This is a genomic window from Sphingomonas sp. PAMC 26621 (assembly GCF_000251145.1).
In the GTDB taxonomy this organism is placed as follows: domain Bacteria; phylum Pseudomonadota; class Alphaproteobacteria; order Sphingomonadales; family Sphingomonadaceae; genus Sphingomonas.
In genome coordinates this window covers 19,431-29,988 of sequence record NZ_AIDW01000043.1, presented here as the reverse complement: position 1 = coordinate 29,988, position 10,558 = coordinate 19,431, and the positions used below count along the sequence as shown (strand labels likewise).

Sequence of the window (10,558 nt, the reverse complement as noted above, 5' to 3'; positions counted from 1 at the left end):
GGGCTTTGCCGTCGAGCAAGCCGTCGGGCCCGCTGGTATTGAAGCGCAGCACCCAGTCTCGAACCGTCTGCAAACCAACGCCGCCGACCTGTGCCGCCGCGTGCCGCGCACCACCATCGTAAATCACCGCCAGCGCCAGCAGCCGCCGGACCTGATTGGCGTCACCGCTCAAACGCGCCAACCTTCGAAGACCAGACCCGTCGAAATCGTCCCTTAGCCCAACCGCTGATGCCACCGCCAACCTCCCACCGTTTGCGATGTTGAATCAGATCATGACCGACTTGGGAATCCCCGGCGCTGAGTCAGGCTCCGAGGGACTTGGTATAAATCGACTAAGACGCGTCATCGCCATAGCCGCCACGGCAAGCAGCAAGATTGCGCTTGCCTCGAACACGATATTTTCCGGCGCCATATCTTTGCTTTGAAGCACGATGAGCCGCGCTAGCGCCGTGATCGCGATAAATATCGGATAAATAAAAGTTGCACCTTTGCCCGTATAGAACACATTTACCATGCCTATCACTTCAGTATACAGAAACATTAGAAGGATATCAGCAAGATTGATCGAGCGGGTTTGGTAGATCTGATAGATCTCGGTCGCCGCACCACAGATTGTCATTAGTGCCACGAGCAGGAGTAAAATGCGTTCGACGACATGAAAGCCGATCGACGCGACGGTGTGCTCAGTTTCGCCCACCGCTGGCTTGAAGGACCGATCGGCGACGATATCCTCCTCCGACGTGTCTGCCCGATTTTCGCCGAAAGACTTCATGCAAGGCCTTATGCATCTCTAGTTGTGATTGCTTCCGGTGGCGGAGAGTATGTGGCGCCGGGTAAGCCGGCACCACGAAATGCGTCACGGCATGAGCACCGTGTCCACCACGTGGACCACACCGTTCGACTGCATCACGTCTGCCGTCGTTACGGTCGACTTGCCGCCCTTGGCGTCGGTCAGCACGATCTTGCCATTCGTGACGCGCGCCGTGAGCGCCTCACCCTGCACGGTGGTCAGCGTCGCCTTGCCACCGCCGGCCTTGATCGCGGCCAGCGCGGCCTTCGCGGTGATCTTTCCTGGCACGACGTGATAGGTCAAAATACTTGCAAGCTGCGCCTTGTTCTCCGGCTTCAAAAGCGTCGTCACAGTACCGGCGGGCAGCTTCGAAAAGGCCGCATTCGTCGGTGCGAACACTGTGAACGGGCCGGGACCGGACAGTGTCTCGACAAGGTCTGCAGCCTTCACAGCGGCGACAAGCGTCTTAAGGTTGCTGGCGGCGGAGGCATTCTGGACGATGGTTTTGCTGGCATACATGGCGGCGCCGCCAACCTTCGGGTTAGCCGCGACCGCAATAACCGGCACCGCAACAGACAGTGCGAGGCAAACGCCCAATGTGCGCGCGATCCGTGATGTCATATTGGCTCTCCTAGCATCATACACTCCCGTCTGCCTGCCACCGACAAGCGTTCGGAATCCTAAAAGACGGATGTGAAGGGTTAATCAAAGTGCTTTTTCGATGCACACAATCGCCCGTCATCAGTCCCCATGTTTTCTCGGCGCTAGGCGTTCGTCAGGCAATACGGTCTAAAGGACGGGTCCGATCTATCGAGCGTGCGCTGCGCCCCCGGGCCGCTGTCGGGCATTTAGGAGAAAACAAGATTACGCGACACGAAGCAAATGGGGTCTAGCATGTTCGCGGCGGAAGGTCCCACATACGGTCATCGAGCGTTTCTCGGTCGCGTCCCAGAAGCGGACGCCCGTCCATCTCAAAGCAGCGTTCGCTACTCATCCGATGCTTCGATATGTGTCGCCGACGCCCGCGTAGCGGCCAGGGACGAGGTCCAAAGCCAGCCGCGGACCGCCATCCGTGGCTGGCTTAGGTACCTTGTCAAAGCCGTTAGGCAGCAGCGGCGATCGCCTCGATCTTCTCGGCGGCGCTCGCCATCGCAGCTTGGTCCTGCTCCGCTCCGTAGGCGATGCCCTCTGCACGAACGATTTCAATTTTCTCTATGCCGAGGAAGCCAAAGATCGCCTCAAGATAAGTTGAGAGGTGGTCATTCGCGGCGAACGGCCCCTGTGAATATATTCCACCCGACGACAGGACGAGATACGCTTTGCCGCTCAGCAAGCCACGCGGCCCCTCGGCCGTGTAGCTGAAGGTTTGGCCGGCGATGGCAACGTGGTCGATCCATGCCTTCAAAGTCGAGGGCACGGTAAAATTATACATAGGTGATCCGATCACCACCACGTCAGCCGCCTGAGTTCGTCGACCAATGCCTTGGAGCGGTTCAGGGTCTCGGCCAGTTCAGAAGCGTCGCTGTGCTCGGGTGTCCAGGCCTGCCGGATCGTCATGTCGACGTGGGGAAGCTGATTGGCGACGAGATCGCGGTACACAATGGTCGCGCCGGGACTGGCCGCTTTAAGTCGCTCAACCAGCTCGCGGGAAAGCCGGCGGGTGTGAGAAGTCGCGGCATCGCTCGCGCTGGCATCGATGTGCAGGATTTTCATATGGCAAGCTCCAGTCTGGAAATGTGACTTGCACTAGCTATGTGACCTCACACCCTCCGCCAAGGAGGCATTTTCGCAGGACCTAGTCATATGGAGCTGACCGTTCCCGATCCGATCCATATCGAATGTAGCCGATTCAGCGGCGTCCTGGGCCTAATTGGCGACAAATGGACGGTGATGATCGTGCTGACGCTCATTGAGCGACCGCGGCGCTTCAACGACATCAAACGGACGATTGGTGGCATCAGCCAACAGATGCTCGCCCGTACTCTGCGCGCTCTTGAGCGCGATGGCATGGTCACACGTACAGTCCACCCGACTGTCCCGCCTCAAGTAGAGTACGCCCTCACTGTTCTCGGCGGCTCATTGGCGGGTCCAATCCGCGCGCTTGGAGATTGGGCTGGCGCTCATATCGCCGAAATCGAAGGAAGCCGGTCGACTTTCGACAAGTCTAGGAGCATTTCATAGCTACCGTTGCCAAGCCGATCGACCATGAGGTACGACCGGCGTTAAGCGAATTATCGCTGGCGTCGGCTCAGACCCAATGGCGGACGATCGCGGGCCCTTTCCGCGTTCCCAACTTCGGCCGTTGATTCATGTCGCGGGAGCGCGGGTTGAGACGACTTGGTTTGGGACGAAGCCGTCATTCGCAGGTTGAAACTTTATCGTCGGCTTTCGGGAAGACCGGACGTTCAAGGCTTCGGAAATTCCGTCCGGGGCGAGCAACCCTCGCCGTTATCAGATCCGCGTAATTTAGATGTCGACAAGTGAAAGCAGACGAATTTTAGTCGGTCGTTTGCCCTTGCTGACGCCCAGCGCTCAAGACTTTGCTTCCCCGATCATTTCTGATGAGCGCGCGTAGAGGGGCGGGCGCGAAGCGGCTGAAGTAACAAAGGCGCGGCCCCGCCAGTTCACGCCACCAGCCTGGCAGGATCGGCCTGAGCGGACCGGCCTCGAAATCATACTCAAGCCAATTTCGGAAGGCAGCGATGATGCCCAGCCCCGACCGAGCATAGCTACCCCCCAAGTTCATAGCACTGACGCTGATCGTGAGTCCGGCTGGCGGCTCGACGGTCACCACCTGGCGCCCGTCGGTCAGGGTCCGTGTGCAGCGAATATTGACTCGTCGATGGCAGCGGTCCCCGGGCTTGGCGTTCAAGGCGACGCGGGCTGTCGAAGGGAGGAGGAGGCAGCATGATACTCCTACCGCACCAAGCTGCGCGGGTGTGGACGTCCTCCCGAACCCGCGAGGCCTAAGCGCATTCGGATGTGGGCCACGCGAAGCCCGCATCTCGTGTTCTGACCGCCAGTGATCAACTGCCGCCTTTCTCGAACCGCTCGGACAGAAACGCGCCGATCGCTGCGAGCGCATGATCCGCTGCCGCGACCCGGCCTACGCCCGACAGGAAACCGTGCGGCATGCCGTTCCAGACATCGAGTGTTGCATCCACGCCGGCCGCTACGGCGCGATCCACATAGACGCGCGAGTCATCCAGCAGCACCTCGTCGTCGCCGACATGAAGGCGGATCGGCGGCAGCCCGCTCAGCTCCGCGTAGAGCGGCGACGCCAGCGGATCGGAGGGATCGTGCCCGGCAAGGTACGCATCGACCAACGTCTTGACCTGATCCTTTGTAAAATACGGATCGGCCGCCGCCCGGCTCGCCCAGCTCGCGCCGGCGAGGGTCAGGTCGGTGACGGGTGACAGCGCCACCGCGCCGACCGGCGCCTTGGCCTGAGCGGCGAGGACGGGCAACAGCCCCAGCGCGAGGCCGCCGCCGGCAGAGTCCCCGACGACGGCGACACGGTGCCCCATGTCGGCCAGACCGCGATAGCAGGCCTGTACGTCGTGGGGCGCCGCCGGGAAAGGGTGCTCGGGCGCCAAGCGATAATCGGGGATAAAGGCGTCCGCGCCGGCGCGAACGGCGATGTGCCCGACCAGATGCCGAAAGGCGTGCGCGGTGCCCCAATTGTACCAGCCGCCGTGCAGATGAAGGATTGCCCTGCCCGGCGTGGTGTCAGCAACCCAACACCACCACCCCGCGATCCCACCCACGACTCCGGCCTCGAAGCTCACGCCTTCCGGAGCAGGCACGCGCAGCATGATTCCGTCAAATGCCGGTCGCGCGGACGGTCCGCGCATCTGTCCCTTGTTAGGCTCCACCAGCGCCCGCAACCCAGCCATAGCAGAGCCGTCTTTTGGGGTGACGGGACGGCTCCTTACCCACCCCTCGCTCGTTAGCACCTGAGCGGCATCGGCGTCGATCATAACGGTCTCCGTTCGAATCGAGGCAACACGCCTCATGTTTTCGAAACGTGGCGTAAACTAATTTTAAGAACAATAGACTTTACGAGCCGTTCCGTTAAATATTGCGAATGATCGAAGCTACCGAACGACGAAAGCCGGGGCGTCCTCCCGCCGAGGCGGCCGGCGCGCATGCGCGGGTTATGGATGCGGTGTACGAACTGCTCCAGGAAAGGCCTGCGCGCGATCTCACGATGGAGATGGTCGCGAAAAAGGCCGGCGTGGGCAAACCTACGCTCTACAAATGGTGGCCGTCTCGGGCAGCCTTGATGCTCGCGATGTTCCGGGAGCGGCTTTACGCGATGCGCGAACCCGTCGAATCGGGTACGGCCCAGGACGTTGTGCGGCAACGCGTGCGTCGCCTTGTTCGCGAGTTCAACGGCCTGTTCGGCAAGGTGCTAGCCGGCCTTATCGCCGAGGGGCAGGCCGATCCCACTGTGCTTGACGAACTTTATACGCGGCACATGCTGCCATCGCGGCTCGACACCATTGCGGAGATCGAACGGGGAATAGACGCTGGAGAGTTCGCGCGCGAGACCGACGCCGCTCTGGTGGTCGATACAATCATCGGCCCACTCTACTTCCGGCTATTGCTGCGCAATGCCCCGATCACGGAGGTCTATGGCGATGAGCTTGTCGATCATGCTTTCAGGCCCGTTTTGGTCACGCGCGAGCGCTTCGACAAACCAGCCAGATAGGTTTTGCCTAACGCACCGTGCGGTGGGCGTTGCTGCGGCAGACACACCATTGATAGAGGCTGACTATGCTGCCCGGACAAGGACGTTCTGCTTTTCCGCTCCTCGGTAATGTCCGCCGCGTGGGGCGCGCGGTCGGGCGGTGGATCGGGCTCTCGTTGATGGCCGGGTCCGCAGCGTTGGCAGCGGCACCTGGTCCGGACCACGAGTACGATGCCTACTCCCGCCCGACCGTGCCGGCGAAACTGTCCGGTGCCCGGTCGATCGGATGGGTGTGCATAGGCACTGGATTTCCCACTGTCGTTTTGACCGCAGGGGCCGGCGACTGGTCGGTAGCATGGCGCAAGGTGCAGCCCGCGATTGCCACGACCACCCGCGTCTGCGCCTGGGATCGGCCCGGCTTCGGGTTTTCGAGCCCGAGTTCCGACGTCCAGGACCTCGCCCATACCGAAGCCGATTTGGAAGCGGCGCTGTCGGCGGCCGACATCCGCGGCCCCTATGTTCTCGTCGGGCATTCGATGGGCGCGTACGAGACACTGCGCTTTACCGATCGTAACCGGCGGAACGTCGCCGGCATTGTGCTCGTCGATCCCGCCTTCCCCGACCAGTTCCGTAGGCTGGCCCGGGACTATCCTGGCGTGTTCAAGCTCCAGTCGTCGATCAACATCCAGAATTCGCGCGATCTGCTGGCCTGCGCCGATGGCGTGCGGAGCGGATCGATCAAGCCGGGCAGCGCAGTCTGGTCCGATTGCGTCGGGGCCGATCCCACCTACCCGGCCGAATTGCATCAGCGATTGGCTCGGCTCGCCACCGACCCGGGCCGCTTCACGACGCAATGGTCGTTCACCACAGCGGAGTTCGGTAACGCGGAGCAGGTGATCGACCCGCGCCGGCGCTACGGTGACCTGCCGCTGATCGTCCTGACGGCGGCGGACACGCCCGACTTTCCCGCCAGCGTGGCGCCTGCGTCGACGACGGCGGAGATGAAGAGGATGCAGGTCGCGCTCTGGACCAAGGCGCACGATCGCCTTGCCGCCTTGTCGTCGAGAGGCGAGAACATCATCGTCGGCGGGTCGATGCATTACATCCAGCTGATGAAGCCCGACGCGGTGATCGCCGCCACGATGCGGGTGATCGCCGAGGCCCGGACGGCGCGGAACCGACGCGGCCGGTAGTTGGCCGGCGTCGCCGCGCCATCAGCCGCCCCCCCCTGCAAATGCACGCCGGCGATGCTGCCCAGCCGCATCGCGAATCCCCAGCCGAAATGCTGGCCACCGGAGAAATTGTCGTCCAGCGCGACCACCACCTCGTTGCGCCCCTTCTTCAGCGGAAGGTCGAACGCGCCGTCGTCGAGCCTCAGGCGGCCGTCGTTTCCGCGGCTGGTCGGAGTGCCGTAGAGGTTGCGTCCCGCGAAGACTCGGCTGCCGTTGACGTAAACCCACGCCTCGCGCAACCATCCGAACGAGACGCGCCGCATCTGGTCTCGGTCCGACACAATGATCGTCTTCGCCCAGCCTAGCGAGATCACCGCGCCGTCGCCCGACGAGCCGAGCGCCCGGCTCATGTCGACAATGCCCTTGTCCTGCGCCTTCGTAACGGTCCATGTGGCCCGTGCTGACGGCATAGCGTGATAATCTGGGTCGACGCCGGTCGGTACCTTGAGCTCCGGATCCTGTTTGCTGGCCAGCGTGACCGGGCCGGCAGTGCGCCACGTGCGAATGTAGCGCGGATCCGTCGCGGTCGGATCGGACTCTGGCGTCGGCGACAGGCCATCGGTCACGCCGCTCCGCACCGTCACATTGGCATAGCGCGCCGGGCCAGACAGACTGATCGCGCCGGCGCGCGCGTCGCCTGCCAACCGCCCGACCGCGAGCGTGGGCGTGGTTGCGCCGTTCACGAACACGTTCATCCGTAGTCCCGACACGACGAGGCGGACGTGATTCCAGCCGGTCGGGTTAAGCGGCGCCTTCGCTTGATATTCGGGATACTCATCCCACTCATAGGCGCCGTTCTCGAACGGCATGTACTGGATGCAATCGTCCGAGGTGGCGCAGTTGGGCTGTGGCCGCATGTAGAACACCTCGGCCGCTCGGTGCCCCATGTCGCGGAACTTGACGCCCAGGATGCCCGACCCCGTGAGCTTGACGTCGAAGTCGATCGTCCCGTCGATGAAGGTCAGGCCTTTAGACGTGGCGGAGGCGTGAGCGAGATCGAGGATGCCATCGGGATGGGCGGCATCGACAACGAACTTGGCATTACCCCTGGTTTCCCAGCCAGACGCGGCCATCGCAAGCCTGACCGGCGACGCGGCCGGCGAAGCCGCGCTGAGCATATCCGCCGAGAGAAGGCTTGGCGCGATGCAGAGCACCAGGCCGAAGTTGCTGCGGTCGATCATCGGCCGGCACCAGGCTTGCGGAACGCGAAGGCGAACTGGCTGGTTCGCCCGCGGACGCGTGGGTCAAAGACTTTGATGGTAAGTGGGTCGGACGCGTCGGCGAGCACCTTGCTTTCGCCGGCGAAGACAAACCCCGCCGCCTCAGCCTGGCGCCGTACGACCGCCGGATCGATGCGATGAAGCGTGTCGGTGTCCGCCATACCGCGGCCCGGCGCGCTGCGAAGGTCGATGACGATGAAATAACCGCCCGGCCGCAGGAGGCGGAAGGCATCGCGCGCCAGCGCCTCCGGTCCTGGCTTACCCATGAACGGGTCGGCGTAATCGTGATAGTTCTGCGACGTCCAGACCACATCGAGCGGCACCGGCGCGGTCGGCAGCGCGGCGGGCTGCACCTCGACGGTGACGTTGCGATAGGCCGGTGACGCGGCGGTTTGCCGCAGCGAGGCGACGTCGCTCATCGCCAGCTTGCCTTAGGCGGTGGGCCACACCGCATAGACATGGCCGGTCGGACCGACGATGCCGCTGAAGATGCGAGTCCAATAGCCGCCGCCGGGAATCAGATCGAGCACGCGCTGCCCGCGGGCGGGATGCGCCAGCGCGACGAGTTCGGCCGGATGGCGCCGTGCATCCTGCTGGCGATCCTTCGCGCGCGCCGGATTGGCGAGGGCCCGGTCGATCGCGGCGCGCCCCATCGCTGCGTTGGGCGGTGCGGCGGCGGCCACGGTCAGCGTAGCCGCGAGGATGGTCGATAGGGCGCGAAATGACATGAGAAAGCTCCTTTGCTGGAGCCGCCATGGCGCAGGCTTGGGCACTTGAGCGCATCAAGAAGACATAAAGAAAGTCTGTTCCAGTTGCCCGCCGCCGGATGCTAAGGCACCGGCATGGTGGCGCGGACGGAGTGGCAGATCGGTCCTTGGACCTTCGATGCGGATGGCGGACGCTTGTTGGCGGGCGAAACCGAGGTGCCGCTGGAGCATCGCGCGGCGCGCACGCTCGAGCTTTTGTGCCGGGACCGCGGGTGCCCGGTGTCGCGCGAGGCAATCCTGGCGCAAGTCTGGGAGGGGCGGTCGGTCAGCGCCAACAGCGTCGCCGTGGTGATCGCCGATCTAAGGCGCGCACTCGGCGACGACGCCGCTGCGCCGCGCTTCATCGCGACACTACCCAAGCGCGGCTACCGGCTGAGCGAGCATCTGCCGCAAGTCGCAGAGCTGATTCCCATTGCCCCGGTCCGACCAAGCCGATCGCGAAAGCTGGCGATTGCCCTGATGCTGTTCGGGCTGCTTGCCTCGGTCTTTCTCATTGCCCGCAGCCGATCAGACGCCGACCGTGTGGCCGTCATTGTCACCCCCACAGCCAATGACACCGGACAAGCGCGGTATCAGCCACTCGCGACCGCGCTGCAGGCGCTGGTCACCGACCGGCTCGCGGCGATGGGCGCGGACGTGGTAGCCACCGAGGCGTCCCCCGCCTCGACCGGGCGTCAGCGCACGCTGCGGCTCCACTCGCGCCTCATCCTGTGGAACGGCCTCACGACACTGTCACTGGAGGCGGTGGACGACGCTGGCCATGTGACCTGGGCGAGGATGGCCGTCGCGCCGCCGAATGGCCTCGCATCGGCGACGGTCGCGGAGCTGAAGACGTTCAAGGCCGACGCGCCCAGTCGGTAGCGCCGCGTCCGGCACGGGAGACAGGCGAGGCAAGAATGCCCAGGCTCTGCGGGGCGCAAGCGGGTGGGCGCCGAAGATGGGAGGATACGACAGCCGATGGATCGCCCCAACCCGACATCCGACGCCGACACGGCGGCGCTTGCCGAGGAATTGCGCCGCGCCATCGGCACGTTCGTGCGGGCGATCCGCCATGCGCGCGACACCGGAAAGTCGGCGCAGGCCGAAACACTCGGCCTGCTCGGTCGCGACGGCGCGATGAACGTGGCAAGCCTGGCCGATGCGCGCGGCGTCAAGCACCAGACGATGCGCCTAATCGTCGCCCAGCTGGAGAAAAGCGCCTTAGTTTGCGGCGCGCCCGATCCGGCCGACGGTCGCAGTCGGCTGTTCTCGATCTCGAATGCCGGTCAAGGGGCGCTGGCAAGCGAGCGCACTGCCCGCGCATCGCGGATCGCGGAGGCGATCCGGGCAACGCTCTCGGCCGAAGAGCGGGAGGTTCTGCGCGACGCGATCGGGCTACTCGATCGCATTGGCGCGGCGACCGGCGTCAAGCTGCCCTGAGCTGCGCCAGTACGGCCGGCAACGTGTTGACGCCCAAATGCTCCACGTAGCGGCCATCGGTGACACGCACGATATCGATCACCTCGATCGCGACCCGCCGGCCCGTGGCTGCGATCCCCATCAGCGCGCCGCTCTGCGTGCCGGTGATCGTCTTGCGCGTTGTGACCTTGTCGCCCTACACGACCTGATCGTGGATCGTGACGTTCAAGTCTGCGAAAGCCGGGCGCAGCACGGTCTCGAAGGTGGTCCACATGCTTTCCGGCCCATCCGGCGCGCCAGCCGGGGCGGAGTGGTTCACGAACCCCGGATCGATCAGCACCTCGAACGATGCGCGCCAGCCCTGCACGATCACCTCCTCGTTAAACCGACGAACGACGGCTTTGATCGACTCTGACGACATAACGCTATCCCTCAACCAGAAGCGCGAATTTATACAG

At 63.8% G+C, this 10,558-nt stretch carries 14 protein-coding genes and 1 pseudogene; 5 read left to right on the top strand and 10 right to left on the bottom strand.

The window, feature by feature from the left end; genetic code table 11:
• The 5 genes from RI03_RS19430 to RI03_RS25160 all read right to left on the bottom strand — a co-directional run.
• Positions 1-259 (bottom strand): helix-turn-helix domain-containing protein (locus tag RI03_RS19430; protein WP_026046891.1); only part of this gene is annotated, 259 nt, incomplete at its 3' end.
• 6 nt (positions 260-265) lie between these two features.
• The gene (locus RI03_RS19425; protein ID WP_010219342.1) at positions 266-772 is read right to left on the bottom strand and encodes a phosphate-starvation-inducible protein PsiE; all 507 of its coding nucleotides are present in this window, start codon (positions 770-772) and stop codon (positions 266-268) included.
• Between the two features lie 84 nt (positions 773-856).
• Positions 857-1,411, bottom strand: a complete 555-nt coding sequence (locus RI03_RS19420; RefSeq protein WP_051007309.1) for a fasciclin domain-containing protein — start codon at positions 1,409-1,411, stop codon at positions 857-859.
• A gap of 481 nt (positions 1,412-1,892) precedes the next feature.
• Positions 1,893-2,243 (bottom strand): FMN-dependent NADH-azoreductase, encoded by a 351-nt coding sequence (locus tag RI03_RS25165; protein WP_274517569.1) that lies wholly within the window; start codon positions 2,241-2,243, stop codon positions 1,893-1,895.
• Positions 2,234-2,503 carry an NAD(P)H-dependent oxidoreductase gene (locus RI03_RS25160; protein ID WP_010219339.1) on the bottom strand — a complete coding sequence of 90 codons (270 nt, stop codon included), beginning with the start codon at positions 2,501-2,503 and terminating at the stop codon, positions 2,234-2,236. Before RI03_RS25160 ends, RI03_RS25165 begins: the two co-directional genes overlap by 10 nt.
• 90 nt (positions 2,504-2,593) lie before the next feature.
• Between RI03_RS25160 and RI03_RS19410 the strand changes: the two genes are divergently transcribed.
• Positions 2,594-2,971 carry a winged helix-turn-helix transcriptional regulator gene (locus tag RI03_RS19410; RefSeq protein ID WP_010219338.1) on the top strand — a complete coding sequence of 126 codons (378 nt, stop codon included), beginning with the start codon at positions 2,594-2,596 and terminating at the stop codon, positions 2,969-2,971.
• Between the two features lie 845 nt (positions 2,972-3,816).
• Here RI03_RS19410 and RI03_RS19400 read toward each other — a convergent pair.
• Positions 3,817-4,770, bottom strand: a complete 954-nt coding sequence (locus RI03_RS19400) for an alpha/beta hydrolase fold domain-containing protein (protein WP_051007308.1) — start codon at positions 4,768-4,770, stop codon at positions 3,817-3,819.
• 107 nt (positions 4,771-4,877) lie between these two features.
• Between RI03_RS19400 and RI03_RS19395 the strand changes: the two genes are divergently transcribed.
• Complete coding sequence (locus tag RI03_RS19395) at positions 4,878-5,504, top strand: TetR/AcrR family transcriptional regulator (protein WP_010219335.1); 627 nt, start codon at positions 4,878-4,880, stop codon at positions 5,502-5,504.
• A 65-nt stretch (positions 5,505-5,569) separates the two neighbouring features.
• Positions 5,570-6,676 (top strand): alpha/beta fold hydrolase, encoded by a 1,107-nt coding sequence (locus tag RI03_RS23020; protein WP_238542464.1) that lies wholly within the window; start codon positions 5,570-5,572, stop codon positions 6,674-6,676.
• Here RI03_RS23020 and RI03_RS22390 read toward each other — a convergent pair.
• Genes RI03_RS22390 through RI03_RS24870 form a run of 3 tightly spaced genes read right to left on the bottom strand, consistent with a single transcriptional unit; the run spans position 6,583 to position 8,663 of the window.
• A complete protein-coding gene (locus tag RI03_RS22390) occupies positions 6,583-7,896 on the bottom strand; it encodes a family 16 glycoside hydrolase (protein ID WP_010219333.1) in 1,314 nt (437 codons plus the stop codon). The genes RI03_RS23020 and RI03_RS22390 overlap by 94 nt on opposite strands.
• Entirely contained in the window at positions 7,893-8,354 is a 462-nt protein-coding gene (locus tag RI03_RS24875; RefSeq protein ID WP_238542463.1) for a hypothetical protein, read from the bottom strand. Before RI03_RS24875 ends, RI03_RS22390 begins: the two co-directional genes overlap by 4 nt.
• Positions 8,355-8,366: 12 nt before the next feature.
• The gene (locus tag RI03_RS24870) at positions 8,367-8,663 is read right to left on the bottom strand and encodes a hypothetical protein (protein WP_238542462.1); all 297 of its coding nucleotides are present in this window, start codon (positions 8,661-8,663) and stop codon (positions 8,367-8,369) included.
• 114 nt (positions 8,664-8,777) lie between these two features.
• On the opposite strand from RI03_RS24870, the gene RI03_RS19375 reads away from it, so the two are divergent.
• Both RI03_RS19375 and RI03_RS19370 read left to right on the top strand, forming a co-directional pair.
• Positions 8,778-9,563: a winged helix-turn-helix domain-containing protein gene (locus RI03_RS19375; RefSeq protein WP_010219331.1), complete on the top strand. Its 786-nt coding sequence runs from the start codon at positions 8,778-8,780 to the stop codon at positions 9,561-9,563.
• A gap of 96 nt (positions 9,564-9,659) precedes the next feature.
• A complete protein-coding gene (locus RI03_RS19370) occupies positions 9,660-10,121 on the top strand; it encodes a MarR family winged helix-turn-helix transcriptional regulator (protein WP_010219329.1) in 462 nt (153 codons plus the stop codon).
• Here the strand turns inward: RI03_RS19370 and RI03_RS24865 are convergent.
• Positions 10,108-10,521: pseudogene (locus tag RI03_RS24865) on the bottom strand (ester cyclase). The gene RI03_RS19370 and the pseudogene RI03_RS24865 sit on opposite strands and share 14 nt — an antisense overlap.
• Positions 10,522-10,558: the final 37 nt, after the last annotated feature.